Source organism: Comamonas sp. HJ-2 (genome assembly GCF_053615495.1).
In genome coordinates, this window is record NZ_JBSIFD010000002.1 from 185,946 (window position 1) to 199,919 (window position 13,974).

Below are 13,974 nucleotides of genomic sequence, written 5' to 3' on the forward strand. Positions count from 1 at the left end.
GGGACTATCCTATATTCTCGTTGAATCGCAGCGTCTGCTTGACGCCAAGGTGCTCGCGGTTGAGCTGTAGCCATTGCTGGCCGCGCTCCCGGCCCAGCTCGAACAGCTTGCGCACCATGCCCATGTCTGCGCGCACCTTGCTCGAGGCGCCAAAAGGCTTGAGCACGGAGCCCCCGTCGATGCGGTGCATCAGCACATGCTTGTAGCGCTCGGGGTCCAGGCGCTTTTGCTCCAGCAGCTTGACCACGAACTCGATAGCCCTCAACTCGGCCAGCAAGCTGGCGTTGAAGGTGATTTCATTCATGCGATCCATGATCTCGCGGGCCGTATCGGGCGAGACATCGGACTCCTTGGGATTGATCTGCACCAGCAGGATATCCCTGCTCCTGGTCTCGTAGATCAGCGGATACAGGGCCGGATTGCCCGAGAACCCGCCGTCCCAGTAGCACTCCCCGTCAATCTCCACCGCCTTGAACAGCTGCGGCAGGCAGGCCGATGCCATGATGGCGTCTGCCGTCACCTGCTCGCCCTTGAAGATCTTGCCGGCACCCGTGCGCACATTGGTGGCGCAGATGAAGAGCTTGGGCACCACGCTGGGGTGTTCGGGATGCGCCAGCGTCTCGAAGTCCACCACCCGGGTGAGCAGCTGTCGCAGCGGGTTGATATTGAGCGGATTGGTCTGATAGGGCGACAGAAACTGGTTGAGCACGCCCATGAACTGCTTGCTGCCCGGCAACGGTGCGGCCCAGAACATCTTGCCCACGCTGCCCATGGTGCCCACGCCCTCCCACAGCTCGCGCAGAGACTGGCGCGCCAGCTGCCGTCCCAGGTAACGGGCATCGTCCACTTTCTTTTCCTGCACGGCCGCCTGCGCGAAGCCATGGGCCAGCGCCACGGCGTTCATGGCACCGGCGCTGGTGCCGCTGATGCCTTCGAAGATCAGTCCGTCGTCATCCAGCAATGCATCCAGCACGCCCCAGGTCAGCGCACCATGCGATCCCCCGCCCTGCAGGGCCAGGTTGAGGGTGTGGGAAGTCTCTGCAGCCATGGCACGATCCTGTGAGGGTTGATGAACCAAGCAAGGGGCTTGGGACTCACGCAAGCAAAGAATGCACAGCGGGCATATCCATGGACAAAACACCATGCCCGATCCGAATCTGCGCAAGTCCTGGAGCTTATCCAGCACAGCGAGCATTGCACAGGCCCTCACTCGTGTCAGCCTGCCACCCCGAATCTGTTGCAGCGCAGCACAACCGCTTGCAAAAACAAAAAAGCCCCGGCCGTAAAGCCGGGGCTTGGGTGTCTGGCAAGTGCTGTTCAGGGCTGGATCGCGCGATTCTTGTTCATGGCGATCATGCCGCTGACGATGCGGTAGAGGAACCAGATGGAGATCAGCACCCAGGCAGGATTGAAGATCAAGAGGCCCAGCAGGAAGAACGGGAAAGTCACCGCATAGAGCACGATGGCCCAGAGCACGCTGCGCAGCCGCCAGGAAAAATGGCTCTCCTGCCAGGTGCCGCGCGCATCATCGCGCTTGACCAGATCGATGACGACTGCAATCAGCAACAGCAGCACACTGACCTGCGCGCCCGGAAGCACGGCGGCCACGGCCACGACCAGGTGCAGCAGATAGCTGACCCAGCCCCAGGCCTTCAGGCCCTCGACCTCGGTAGAGCTGCTGCTATTTACATCGATGATGTCGCGATCGTCATTCATGCGCTTCCTCCTTATTGCTTGGCCGCCCCTTCCTGAGCAGCGCGTTCCTGGGCCTTGCGCAGGGCTTTTTCCTCCAGACCGCTGGTGCCCTCGCGGCGCTCCAGCTCGGCCACCACCTCTGCGGGTGTCAGTCCGTAGTGCGACAGCGCAATCATGGAGTGAAACCACAGATCTGCCACTTCATAGAGGATCTTGCCCTTGTCCGCGCCATGATCGACATCCTTGGCGGCCATGACGACTTCGGTGGCCTCTTCGCCGATCTTCTTCAGAAAGGCGTCAGGCCCCTTGTGCAGCAGGCGCGCGACATAGCTTTTTTCAGGGTCGCCACCATTGGCGACCTTGCGGCTTTCGATCACGGCGGCCAGACGGGCCAGTGCGCCCTCGACCGACGCGGTGTTTTGTTCAGACATGACTTTATTTGTAGATGGAAGCAGGATCTTTCAAGACCGGATCGACAGCAAGCCACTGTCCGTCCTTGAAAACGCTGTAGAAGCAGGAGTGGCGGCCGGTATGGCAGGCAATACCGGGATCATGCCCCTCTTGCGTGATCTTGAGCAAAACCACGTCGTTGTCGCAGTCGATGCGCATCTCGTGCACGGTCTGTACATGGCCGGACTCCTCGCCCTTGAACCACAGCTTGTTGCGCGAGCGGCTGAAGTAGACGGCACGCCCCAGCTCGGCGGTCTTTTCCAGTGCCTCACGGTTCATCCAGGCAAACATGACCACGTCGCCGCTGCTTTGCTCCTGCGCAATCACGGGCACCAGACCCTGCGCATCCCATTTGACTTGATCGAGCCAGCTCATTGCAGACCTTTGCTTTGTATAGCTGTCAGCGCAGGCCAGCAGCCAACATCAACCATAAAACATATGGAAAGCCGCTTGTAGCCTGCGCAAGCCGCTCTCAAAACAACTTTAGAGACGCACGGGAATGCCGCGCGCGCGCATGCATTCCTTGGCCTGCTGCACGGTGTACTCGCCATAGTGGAAGATGCTGGCGGCCAGCACGGCATCGGCGCCGCCAATGGTCACGCCATCGGCCAGATCTTCGAGATTGCCGACACCGCCCGAGGCGATCACGGGCACGGCCACGGCATCGGCCACGGCACGCGTGAGCTTCAGATCGAAGCCGCTCTTGGTGCCGTCCTTGTCCATGCTGGTCAGCAGGATCTCGCCGGCACCGCGCCTGGCCATCTCTTCGGCCCAGCGCACCACATCCAGCCCCACGTTCTTGCGCCCGCCATGGCTGTACACATCCCAGCCCGGCCCCATGGGCGTGCCGCCGGGGCCGATGCGCTGCTCGTCCTCGGGCGTGCGGCGCTTGGCGTCGATGGCCACCACGATGCATTGCGCGCCGTACTTGTCGCTGCAGGCATTGATGGTGTCCGGGTTGGCAATGGCGGCGGAGTTGAAGCTGGTCTTGTCGGCTCCGGCATTGAGCAGGCGGCGCACATCTTCCACGCTGCGCACGCCACCGCCCACGGTCAGCGGAATGAATACCTGCGAAGCCACGGCCTCGATGATGGGCAGAATCAGGTCACGGCCATCGCTGGTGGCCGTGATGTCCAGAAAAGTCAGCTCGTCTGCACCCTGGGCGTTGTAGCGTGCGGCAATTTCCACCGGGTCGCCTGCATCGCGCAGCTCCAGAAAATTGACGCCCTTGACCACGCGGCCTCCGGTCACGTCAAGGCAGGGAATGATGCGTTTGGCAAGCATGGACCAGTCTCGGAATATCTACGAACAAGGAGGCCAAAGATACCACGGCCTCGCCGCTGCCTAGGGCATCTGCCGACGGCGCCCCCCTGCCGCGGCCATGGCATTGCCAGCTGGCTCCGGCGGCACGCCGCCCGGCCACAGCCATCGCATCGCGAGTCAAACCTGCTCGATTTGAAACGATTCAACTCAGCAGCAGCCCCAATCCATAAAGCGGCACAAAATCCCTGTGCTCCCAATTGAATAACAGTAAACACAGAGCCGGCCTCACGATTTATTGTTTTCAGCCGCAATCTCTTTCCTGCATCGATATTCCGGCTGCGATTAACTGGCGCAGATAGGACCATCGCCCACTCCTTACCAGGCATGCCACAAGCGATCCGAAAACAAAGGCACCGATATTCTCAATGAGAAGCCTTCACGCCTGCGAGAAGCCGCACTGCCGAGAGCGGCATATGACTGCGTGACAAGCAAAGCTATTGCGGGCTGGGCTTCGGCAAGCCGCCTGACGCTAGGGTTGACAGCAATGCAAAGCAGTCTCGACCGGGAAGCGAAATACCTTAAATATTGTGTATAAAACCCCAATTCAGCATCCAGATATTGATGGCGTAAAAAGATGTTTCTTTTTACGCTGCATTCTTGTTCGGATTGTTTTTGCTAGTGAAACTATGAAAAAAATAAATCAATAGTTTTTAATATTTCGACAGTGTTGTCCCCATAAATAATTGACCGGACCCGGAAACCCATCCCGTTCGATGAATGTATTCAGGCACAGGTGATCATCATGGATATGAGACGCCAATATTTCGGTACCGACGGAATCCGCGGGCGGGCTGGGTATTTCCCCATCACGCCGGACTTCGCTCTGCATCTCGCCCATGTCGTCGGACGAATGCTTCATCGCAACGAAGAGCGCCCGACGGTGCTGATTGGCAAGGACACGCGTATCTCGGGTCACATGCTCGAAAGCGCCTTGGTGTCGGGCTTCAATTCGTCTGGAGTGGATGTGGTGCTGCTTGGGACGCTGCCAACACCGGGAGTGGCCTATCTCACGCGGGCCCTGCGTGCCAGTCTGGGAGTGGTCATCAGCGCCAGCCACAACACCTTCGAGGACAACGGCATCAAATTCTTCAGTGCCAAAGGCACCAAACTGCCCTATGTCTGGGAGGTAGCAGTCGAGCAAATGCTGCTGGATGAGCCGCATTGGGTCCCGGCAATCGCACTCGGAAAAACCCAGCTCCTGGATGACGCCGCCGGCCGCTATATAGAGTTTTGCAAGAGCACTTGCGACCATGCGTTCACCTTGCGAGGGCTGAAGATCGTGGTCGATGCCGGCCATGGTGCGGCCTATCAGATAGCGCCCATGGTCTTGCATGAACTCGGTGCCGAAGTGGTGGCCATAGGCTGCGCTCCCGATGGCATGAACATCAACCAGGGGGCCGGAGCCGCACATCCCGAGCTCCTGGCCACGACTGTTTCCGGTTGCGGTGCGGATTTCGGCATCGCCCTGGATGGCGATGCGGATCGCCTGCTGGTCGTCGATGCCGCCGGCCGGCTCTATAACGGAGACGAGTTGCTGTACCTGATCGTCGCCGACCGCCTGGAGCATGACGAGAGCATTGCGGGCGCCGTCGGCACGCTGATGACGAATATGGCGGTGGAGCGGGCATTCGGGGTGCTGGATGTGGACTTCATGCGCACCAAGGTCGGCGACCGTTACGTGCTTGAGGAGCTCAGCCGCAGGGGCTGGACCTTCGGCGGCGAGGGGTCGGGCCATCTGCTGATACTGGACCGGCACAGCACGGGCGACGGTCTGGTGAATGCACTGCAGATATTGCAGGCCTGCGTGCGCACCGGCCGCACGCTATCGCAATGGCTGCTGCCAGTGCAGCTCTACCCTCAGGCATTGCTCAATGTGCACTGGTCGCCAGACCGGGATTGGCGCAGCAATGCCTTGCTGGCACGAGTGCAGGCGCAGGTCGAGGCCGAACTGGGTTCCACCGGGCGTGTGCTGGTGCGTCACAGCGGCACGGAGCCGCTGCTGCATGTGATGGTGGAGGCACAGGATGGCGATCAGGCCAGCCGCTGTGCCGAGCGACTGGTCACGGCTGCCAGAGACGGTTAGCCCGCCGATGCGGCTGCGCCGCTCATGCAGCAGATAAAGCCGGCACCAATTGTGGCCTGCACGAGGAGCTGGCTGACATACCCCAAGCAGAGCGTGAAAGATGATTTTGAGCAGGTGCGAATGAAGAACGTCTGATACCAATTGACTCAAAGGGAGAACGCAATGAATCAGGACTCCGAGGCTCTTCACGGCAAGCCAGACATCGCGCAGTTGCTCATCGTGTCCGGGACCAGGCCCGAAATCATCAAGCTGGCCCCGTCTATCACGCACTGCAGCAGACGCACTGGGCCCGCCCCATCTGGCTGCACACCGGCCAGCATGGCGACATGGCCGCGCAAATGCTGGATTGCTTTCATATCCAGCCCGATCATGTGCTGCAAAGGCAAGGAAGTTCACTGCTGGAATTCGCCACAGGCTGCCGGACTCAGCTGGAGTCCGTGCTGACGGATACGAGCTGTGAGGCAGTGATCGTTCAGGGCGACACAGAGAGCGCGTTTCAGGGTGCCTTGGCCGGCTTCTATCTCAAGGTGCCCGTCGTCCATGTCGAGGCCGGCCTGCGCACCTACAACCTGCACCGACCTTTTCCGGAGGAAGGCCTGCGGCAAATGATAGGGCGCATCGCCAGCCTGCATCTGGCCCCCACCCCGAGGGCCCAGCAGGCGCTGGAGCGCGAAAACGTGGCCAAGGAAAAGATCGAACTCACCGGCAACACCGTCGTCGATGCCCAGCTCTGGGCCAGCCAGCATCACCACATCCACCGCCGCATGCAGGGCCAAGGCCATATTCTGGTGACCATGCACAGGCGAGAGAACTGGGGCCCCGATGTGGACCATGTATGCGAAGCGATTGCCGAGATCGCGCGCGAGTTTCCCCAGATGCCGGTGCTGTTCCCGGTTCACCTCAATCCGGTGGTCAAGGAGCCGGTACACCGGCTGCTGGGCGGACTTCCCAATGTCAAGCTGACGGAGCCTCTGGACTATCTGGCCATGCAGCAGGCCCTGGCCGATGCCTGGCTGGTGCTGACCGATTCCGGCGGACTGCAGGAAGAGGCGCCAACCTTCAAGGTACCGGTGCTGGTCTTGCGCGACGAGACCGAGCGTCCCGAGGTGCTGGAAGCAGGCTGCGCCGCCTTGGTTGGAGCCGACAGAAGCAGGATCGTTCAGTCCGTGCGCCACCTGATGCATGACGATGCTGCCTACCGGAGCATGCAGGCCAGCAGCAACCCCTTTGGTGACGGGACTGCAGCACAGCGCACCGAGAAAAGACTGCACCAGATGCTGAGGCCTGATCACGCAGGCCTGGCACAGAAAGCCGCTGAAAGGACGCGCCATGTCCTGGCTTGACCTGTTCACCGGATACCTCTATGTGCTCAAGAGCATCGCCATCGTCATTGCGGTGGTGATCTTCATCAGCGGACTGGACGATCTGTTCATCGACCTCTTTTACTGGGGGCGGCGCACCTGGCGTGCACTGACCGTGTATTCGCGCCACGAGCAGATGAATCACAAGGCCTTGCTCGGCGTGGACGAGAAGCCGCTGGCCATCATGGTGCCCGCCTGGCAGGAGCATGGCGTGATCGGCAAGATGGCGCAGCTGGCGGCAACCACGCTGGACTATGAGAACTACCACATCTTCATCGGCACCTACCCCAACGACCCCCAGACCCACGCCGATGTGGAGCAGGTAAGAGCCCATTTCCCGAATGTGCACAGCGTGGTCTGCGCACGCCCCGGGCCGACCAGCAAGGCCGACTGTCTCAACAATGTGCTCGATGCCATCTTCCAGTTCGAGCAGCGCTCGGGCATAGAGTTTGCAGGCTTCATCCTGCATGACTCGGAAGACGTGCTGTCCAGGTTGGAGCTGAGACTGTTCAACTTTCTCGTGGATCGCAAGGATCTGATCCAGCTGCCGGTCTACCCCCTGGAGCGGCCACTGCGCGAATTCACCGGCGGGCATTATCTGGACGAGTTTGCCGAGCTGCATGCCAAGGACATCGTGGTGCGCGAGGCCCTGGTGGGTCAGGTGCCCAGCGCCGGGGTCGGCACCTGCTTCAGCCGCCGCGCCATCACGGCGCTGCTGGAGATGGGCGATGGCGTAGCCTTCGATACCCAGAGCCTGACCGAGGACTACGACATCGGTTTCCGGCTCAAGCAGCTGGGCATGCGCGAGATCTTCGTGCGCTTTCCCGTGCATGACGCGGACCAGCCTACCGATCCCGACCAGCCACGCCGACACGGGCGCAGCGCGCGTGAAGCCAGCGTCATCTGCGTGCGGGAGTTCTTCCCCGATACGCTGAATGCGGCGGTGCGACAGAAGTCCCGCTGGATCACGGGCATCGTGATCCAGGGTTTCAAGACCCTGCGCTGGACCCAAAGCGGTGTGCTGAACTATTTTCTCTGGCGCGACCGCAAAGGGGCCCTCACCAATTTCGCCAGCTTTCTGGCCATGCTGCTGGCGATGCAGCTGATTGCCATCTGGCTCTACCAGCGCCTGGTACCGGACAGCTACCGGTTTCTCTCCATCTTCCAGGGCGACTGGTGGCTGTATGCGCTGCTGGCCGCGAACTTCGTGCTGATGCTCAACCGCATTGTCCAGCGCATGTTCTTCGTCACCAGCTACTACGGCATCGTCCAGGGATTGATGTCGCTTCCGCGCCTGCTATGGGGCAATTTGGTGAACTTTCTGGCCAACTGGCGGGCCATCGCCCAGGCGCTGCAGGCCAAGGATATCCGGCGCATGGCCTGGGCCAAGACCGACCATGACTTCCCCATGCTGGGAGAGGGACCCCGACTGCGCCAGCCCCTGGGACAGATACTGATCGCACAAGGTGCCCTGACAGAGAGCCAGTTGCAGGAAGCGCTGCTGCGCCCCACTCCCGGCTTGCGCCTGGGCAGTGCGCTGGTGCACAAGGACCTGATCAGCACTGCACAGCTGGCCGCTGCAGTGGCCCAGCAGGCAGGCGTTTCTTGGGAGTTTCTGGGAGAGCGCCTGATCCCCGACGAGATCGCGGCACTGGTGCCTGCACATCTGGCACTGCATTACAGCGTGGTGCCGCTGCGCGAGGAGGGAGAAGCACTGATCCTGGCCAGCGAGTCGGTCATAGACCCGGTCTCGCATGCAGCCCTGGAGCGCAAGCTGGAGAGGCCCGTGCGCTACCTCATTGCCCCCAAGGGAGAGGTCACGGTCGAGCTGCGGCGTCTGTATGCAAGACAGCATGGGGAGCCGGCTCGCGAACTGCTGGCCTGGGCCGTGGAGCGCAAACGCGTATCCGCCGAACAGGCGAAAGAGCTGTGGAAATTCTATGTGTCGCGGCAGCTGATGCTGGGCGAAGTGCTTCAGGCCCTGGGCCGCATCGACACGGCCGTGCTGAATGCCTTGCTGCTCAGACATGAGCAAAGCGATGACAGCCTGGGCCTGTTCCTGGTGAACCAGGGGGCGTTGACGCAGGCAACGCTGGATGAAGCACTGCGACTGCAGCAACAGCTGCAGGTCACCATGGCGCAACTTTTGCGCCGCCTTGATGCCGCCCCGATCGTGTCCGTTGCTTAGGTGCCAATATATGAAGCTTTCTCGTCCTATTCTGGTTCTTTCCCTGGCATGCGCCACCCCATACGATGGTCTGGCGCAGACGGTGGATCTAGGTCCGGATATCACTCCCAGACAGCGCTTTCAGGTCTATCCCCGGATCGACAAGGCGTATGAGGCCATGGCGCGCGGAGATGGTCAGCGTGCCATCTCCGAGCTGCAGCAGGCTCAGCGTCTGGCACCGGACAACACCGAGATCGCCCTGCAATTGGCGGCAGCCCATCGCCGCTTTGGTCAACCCGCACAGGCTGAAGCTGTGCTGAAGGCTCAGCTTCAGCGCCACCCTGGCGATGCGCGTCTGGCCCAGGCTCTGCGCGATATGCATCAGGGAGCCGTTCCGGCCAGACAGCCCGAGTCTCAAGCCCTGCCCGCTCCTGCGGCCAAGGAGCCACCGAAGACGCCAGGCACAGCCACGCCTTCAGCAGCGACAGCACCGGAGCCGACAAAGGCAGCCACCTCGACAACGGACACCACGCCGCGCCCGCGCAAGAGCCCGGCAACACAGGCCATGCCTGCGGGTTACGCCAAGGCCAGCCAGGCCTATGCCGCAACCGAGCGGCGCGACTTCGCCACGGCCTTGCCTCTGGCAAGGCAGGCCGTAGCTGCGGCCCCCGGGCGTCTGGACTATCAGCGCCTGCTGGTCTACCTGCTCGTCGAGAACGGGCACTTCGACGAGGCCGAAGCCCGGGCAACAAGGCTGGACAAGGTCAAGCAGCTGCAGTCGGACTCCGATTGGCAGATGCTGCGCACATCCATACGTCAGCGCCGCGCACTGCGTCCCTTCGAGCAGGCCTTGCAGGCACGCGAGCAAGGCGACATGGCCAAGGCCCTCAGGTATGCCGAGACCAGCGTCCGGACAGCACCGGATGCACTGGCTCCCCGGCTTCAGTGGCTGGGCTTGCTGCTTCAGGATGGGCAGGCGGCCCAGGCGCAGCGTGTGGCAGAGCAAGGGCTGGCGCTGCAGCATGATCCTTCACTGCAGGTACTGCAGGGCGTGGCCCTGCATGTCCAAGGTCGCGGCATGGCCTCCGAACAGGCTTTCGACGCAGCGCTTGCCGCCCCCCATCTGTCGCGGTCGGAGCGGCAGAATTACGGCGTGATAGCCCTGGATGCAGCGCTGGCAGCCGGCCAGACAGAACGAGCCCAGCGGCTTGTGCAGGCGCTGGAGACGGACAGCAATGCCGACATCAGCAGCCGCCGGCAACAGCTCAAGATGCTGCGCTCCTCAACCATGTCACGCAGCTACGAGCTGCCACTTCCCCTGGTCAACTGCTTCAGCGCCGGCGATGTCCCCGGCTGCGAAATCTGGCCCGGGCAGGAAGCGCCAGACCCGGCATACAAAGTCGCCCATGAGGCCTATCAAGCCTACAGCGATGGGCAATATGCTTTGGCGGCAGAAAAGGCCGGAGCTGCCGTGCAGCTCAACCCCGGTCATCTCCCCTACCGTCAGCTTCGCCTGCAGGCATTGCTGGCTGCAGGCCAGAAGGCGCAGGCGCTTGAGGAGGTCGATCAAACACTGCAGCTACAGCCCGATGCAGCCGAAGTGCTGGCCTTGCGCAGTCGTCTGCGCCACGAGCAGGGCATGACCGAGGCCGCCAACGCCGACGCACGGACGGCATTGCAAATGGGCGGCCTGTCGCTGTCCAGCGAGGTGGATCTGCTGCTTCAGCTGGGGCGGCGAGACGAGGCTGCTGCACGCTTTGCACAGGCCGTTTCGGAGCCTGAGCTGCAGCAAAGTGCCGACCCCAATCTGGCCTATCTGGCCATTCGCGTGGGGGATGATCGCAGTGCCTTGTCCATCTTCAACCGCGCACGGGACCAGAGCCGTCTGCCGGACACGGCGCTGCGCGATGGCGCCTACGCTGCCAGCAGGCTGGCCGAGAACGATCAGTCCATCGACTACTTCAAGCAGGCCATTGCCGCTGCACATGAAGGCCGGCTCGCCATGACGCCGCAGCAGCAATATGAGACACGACGTGAAGTTGCCGACCGGGACCGCTCCTGGGGCATCAACACCTTGCTGGGCTATCGAGGCATTTCCCTGGGCGCGGCGGGCGCCCAGCCCGGCCTCTATGGCGACGTGGCCCAGCTCGTCAGCGAGGTGTACTGGCGCCCGCAGAAGTTCGGCGACGGCCGCTTCTGGGAGCTGTACGGCGGCGCTGCTCAAACGGTCTACAGCCGCCACGATGTGCCCACGGGCGGAGAGACCACCCAGGGTGCCGTCGGTATTCGTGCCAAGCCGCTGAGCGATCACAACCTCATACTCGCGGCCGAGCGGCGCGTGCGCATCGGCTCGCTGTCCAGCAACGACTGGTTGCTGCGCATGGGATATTCGGGCGGCATGGGCACCGACCTGCGCGTGGATGTGCCCAGCTGGAACACGTTCAATATGTATGCCGAAGTAGGTCGCTTCATTCATCGCAAGCAGAACTACGCGACTTTCGAAGCCCAAGCAGGGCGCAGTTTCCGAATGGGGGGGAGCGACTCAAGACTGGTGCTGTTTCCGCATGCAGTCCTGGGCGCTGATTACAACTCTGAACGCACAGCCTCTGGCAAGCAAAGCTCGGTGGGCGCTGGCGTTGGTGTGAGCATGCGTTTCTGGTTCCGCGAGGACCGTGACCATGCACCTCGCTCCTACCTCGACCTCTCCCTGCAGTATCGCGCCCGGCTGGCCGGGGACGACCGAGGGAAAGGCGTGTTTCTACGTGCCGCCTTGGTGTTTTGAGATGGCACGCCTTTAAGGCCCGAACCCATCGCCATTTTTAGAGTTTGTGGGGATGGTGTTGTTCGACACTTTTTCTTTCTGCACTCCAGAAAGGAGACTCTCATGCACTCCCATGATCAAAGGCAGGCCACGCGCGCGCTGCTCGCGCTGGCACTGCTGACCTGGGCCAACTGGACCCTGGCCTCGAACGTCATGCCGCCGCCATTGCCGCCTGGGACCTCCCAGATCCGCATGGATGTCGGCGCTTCCCCCGTAGAGCGCAAGCGCAACGAACGTGCGCATCACCACAAAGGACATTTCAAGAAGGATTTCACACGGGATGACACGCTGGATGAGCCGCCTATCAAACCCGGCAACCCCTCCCCCGGCAATCCCCCGAAGGACAAGCCCAATCCGGGTGGCCCATTCCGCGGTCAGCAGCAATAGACCTCACCGTGTACTGATTTCAGGAGAGTCTCATGAAAACCCTAGGACGCATTCTTGGGGCATGGCTGCTCGCCATGCTCTTTGCGAGCCCTGGCGCTTTTGCGCAAACAGGTCCGCGCACGCTGATTCTTTATGACGCGCCGCCCAATACGGCCTACACCAAGCTCGGGATGGGCTATGCCATCATGCTGCGCAATCTGCTCGGACATTTCGACAGCAAGGTCGATATGGTCCCGGTGCAGAACTACACGGCAGGCCAGCTCAGCGGCTACGACGCCACGTTCTATCTGGGCGCGTATTACGACAACCCGGTTCCCGCCGCCTTCATGACCGATGCCGCCAGCTCGAGCAAGACCATTGTCTGGTTCAAGTACAACATCTGGCAGTTTGCCTGGGACCCGACCTACGGCTTCCAGTCCCGCTATGGCTTCAACCTGACGGCGCTGCGAGGACTCAATGCCGCTCCGACATCAAGCAACACCACGCCGGGGTTCTTTGACACCATCACCTACAAAAACCTGCCCTTTGTCAAATACTACGCATACGACAGCACCACCGGAGCCGTGAATGCGGATCCCGATGTCGGGGTGACGGCCATCACCGACACCACCAAGGCCCAGAATCTGGTCTCCATGTCCAATCCCAAGACCGGCGAGCAGGCGCCCTATGTGGTGAGGTCGGGCAACTTCTGGTATGTGGCGGATCTGCCGTTCAGCTATATCGGACCACGCGATCGCTATCTCGTGCTGGCAGACATGCTGCATGACATGCTGGGGGTGAACCATGCCGAGAGCCACAAGGCCATGGTCCGTCTTGAAGATGTGAGTGCCAATGTCAGCGTGGCAGCGATGAAATCGCTGACGGACTACCTCTACCAGCAGCGGATACCGTTTTCGATTGCGACCATTCCGTACTACAAAGATCCTCTTGGCGTGTACAACTCGGGGGTGCCAATGCAGGTGCCGATGTCGCTGGCCACCAATCTGAAGAGAGCTCTCAACTATGCGCTGGTACGTGGCGGGGAAATCGTGATGCATGGCTACACGCACCAGTACAGCAATGTGCGCAACCGCTATACGGCCGTGAGTGGCGATGACTACGAATTCTGGGACATCGTCAACAACAAGCCCCTGCCGGAAGACTCGACCACCTGGGCATTGGGGCGCTACCGGGCCGGTCTGTTGGAGCTTTCTCTGAACGGATATCGCGCTACAGCATGGGAAACCCCGCACTACCAGGGCTCGGCGCTGGCATCCAAGGCCAGTACGCAGGTCTTCCCCAAGACTTATCAGCGCGTGGTGTACTACACCGCAGACAACCCCAACTTCACTGCATCGGTGGAGAAGGATTTTGCCGTGGGCCAGATCTTCCCCTACCCCATCCAGACCGACTACTACGGGCAGAAAGTGTTGCCGGAAAGCCTGGGGAACATCGAGTACGACATCCACCTGATCGACCCGACCTCCTCCTTCAACTACACATGGCAGGACATTCTCACCAATGCCCAGTATGTGAAGACGGTGCGTGACGGCTATGCCTCGTTCTTCTTCCACCCGTTCTGGCTGGAGCCACAGGTTGGAACCCCTGGCCTGGCGGACTTCAAGAGCCTTGTCAGCGGCATCTCCAATCTGGGCTTCACCTGGACGGTTCCGAGTCAGCTGCCATGAAAGAAAAGCGCTTTCTCCGA

Annotated in this window: 11 protein-coding genes; 6 read left to right on the top strand and 5 right to left on the bottom strand. The window is 61.3% G+C overall.

The genetic code is table 11. The features are described from left to right. Window positions 1-4: 4 nt before the first annotated feature. The 5 genes from ACWGXF_RS02395 to hisF form a co-directional block, all read right to left on the bottom strand. Window positions 5-1,048, bottom strand: a complete 1,044-nt coding sequence (locus ACWGXF_RS02395; protein WP_256629787.1) for a patatin-like phospholipase family protein — start codon at window positions 1,046-1,048, stop codon at window positions 5-7. 269 nt (window positions 1,049-1,317) lie between these two features. After that, window positions 1,318-1,716, bottom strand: coding sequence for a DUF4870 family protein (locus ACWGXF_RS02400; RefSeq protein ID WP_003062140.1), 399 nt, complete (start codon window positions 1,714-1,716; stop codon window positions 1,318-1,320). 11 nt (window positions 1,717-1,727) lie between these two features. Beyond that, window positions 1,728-2,126 (bottom strand): phosphoribosyl-ATP diphosphatase, encoded by a 399-nt coding sequence (locus ACWGXF_RS02405; RefSeq protein ID WP_003062137.1) that lies wholly within the window; start codon window positions 2,124-2,126, stop codon window positions 1,728-1,730. Between the two features lie 4 nt (window positions 2,127-2,130). Continuing rightward, window positions 2,131-2,559 carry a phosphoribosyl-AMP cyclohydrolase gene (gene hisI, locus ACWGXF_RS02410; protein WP_370466712.1) on the bottom strand — a complete coding sequence of 143 codons (429 nt, stop codon included), beginning with the start codon at window positions 2,557-2,559 and terminating at the stop codon, window positions 2,131-2,133. 69 nt (window positions 2,560-2,628) lie between these two features. Further along, a complete protein-coding gene (gene hisF, locus ACWGXF_RS02415; RefSeq protein WP_003058607.1) occupies window positions 2,629-3,429 on the bottom strand; it encodes an imidazole glycerol phosphate synthase subunit HisF in 801 nt (266 codons plus the stop codon). Window positions 3,430-4,216: 787 nt separating this feature from the next. On the opposite strand from hisF, the gene glmM reads away from it, so the two are divergent. The 6 genes from glmM to ACWGXF_RS02445 all read left to right on the top strand — a co-directional run bounded on the left by glmM (window position 4,217) and on the right by ACWGXF_RS02445 (window position 13,954). Next, entirely contained in the window at window positions 4,217-5,551 is a 1,335-nt protein-coding gene (gene glmM, locus ACWGXF_RS02420; protein WP_003062134.1) for a phosphoglucosamine mutase, read from the top strand. Window positions 5,552-5,853: 302 nt separating this feature from the next. After that, a complete protein-coding gene (wecB, locus tag ACWGXF_RS02425; RefSeq protein ID WP_452101684.1) occupies window positions 5,854-6,894 on the top strand; it encodes a non-hydrolyzing UDP-N-acetylglucosamine 2-epimerase in 1,041 nt (346 codons plus the stop codon). Then, window positions 6,881-9,100 carry a cyclic di-3',5'-guanylate-activated glycosyltransferase NfrB gene (gene nfrB / locus ACWGXF_RS02430; RefSeq protein WP_012837081.1) on the top strand — a complete coding sequence of 740 codons (2,220 nt, stop codon included), beginning with the start codon at window positions 6,881-6,883 and terminating at the stop codon, window positions 9,098-9,100. The genes wecB and nfrB overlap by 14 nt, the downstream gene beginning before the upstream one ends. A 10-nt stretch (window positions 9,101-9,110) precedes the next feature. After that, window positions 9,111-11,861: an NfrA family protein gene (locus ACWGXF_RS02435; protein WP_256629786.1), complete on the top strand. Its 2,751-nt coding sequence runs from the start codon at window positions 9,111-9,113 to the stop codon at window positions 11,859-11,861. 102 nt (window positions 11,862-11,963) lie between these two features. Beyond that, window positions 11,964-12,287: a hypothetical protein gene (locus ACWGXF_RS02440; RefSeq protein ID WP_012837079.1), complete on the top strand. Its 324-nt coding sequence runs from the start codon at window positions 11,964-11,966 to the stop codon at window positions 12,285-12,287. 32 nt (window positions 12,288-12,319) lie between these two features. Then, window positions 12,320-13,954 carry a DUF2334 domain-containing protein gene (locus ACWGXF_RS02445; protein ID WP_256629785.1) on the top strand — a complete coding sequence of 545 codons (1,635 nt, stop codon included), beginning with the start codon at window positions 12,320-12,322 and terminating at the stop codon, window positions 13,952-13,954. Window positions 13,955-13,974: the final 20 nt, after the last annotated feature.

Bases quoted from the DNA above. Each gene is read 5' to 3' on its own strand.
- ACWGXF_RS02440 (WP_012837079.1), top strand. From the start codon at position 11,964: ATGCACTCCCATGATCAAAGGCAGGCCACGCGCGCGCTGCTCGCGCTG.
- glmM (WP_003062134.1), top strand. From the start codon at position 4,217: ATGAGACGCCAATATTTCGGTACCGACGGAATCCGCGGGCGGGCTGGG.
- ACWGXF_RS02400 (WP_003062140.1), bottom strand. From the start codon at position 1,716: ATGAATGACGATCGCGACATCATCGATGTAAATAGCAGCAGCTCTACC.
- nfrB (WP_012837081.1), top strand. From the start codon at position 6,881: ATGTCCTGGCTTGACCTGTTCACCGGATACCTCTATGTGCTCAAGAGC.
- hisF (WP_003058607.1), bottom strand. From the start codon at position 3,429: ATGCTTGCCAAACGCATCATTCCCTGCCTTGACGTGACCGGAGGCCGC.
- ACWGXF_RS02445 (WP_256629785.1), top strand. From the start codon at position 12,320: ATGAAAACCCTAGGACGCATTCTTGGGGCATGGCTGCTCGCCATGCTC.
- ACWGXF_RS02435 (WP_256629786.1), top strand. From the start codon at position 9,111: ATGAAGCTTTCTCGTCCTATTCTGGTTCTTTCCCTGGCATGCGCCACC.
- ACWGXF_RS02405 (WP_003062137.1), bottom strand. From the start codon at position 2,126: ATGTCTGAACAAAACACCGCGTCGGTCGAGGGCGCACTGGCCCGTCTG.
- ACWGXF_RS02395 (WP_256629787.1), bottom strand. From the start codon at position 1,048: ATGGCTGCAGAGACTTCCCACACCCTCAACCTGGCCCTGCAGGGCGGG.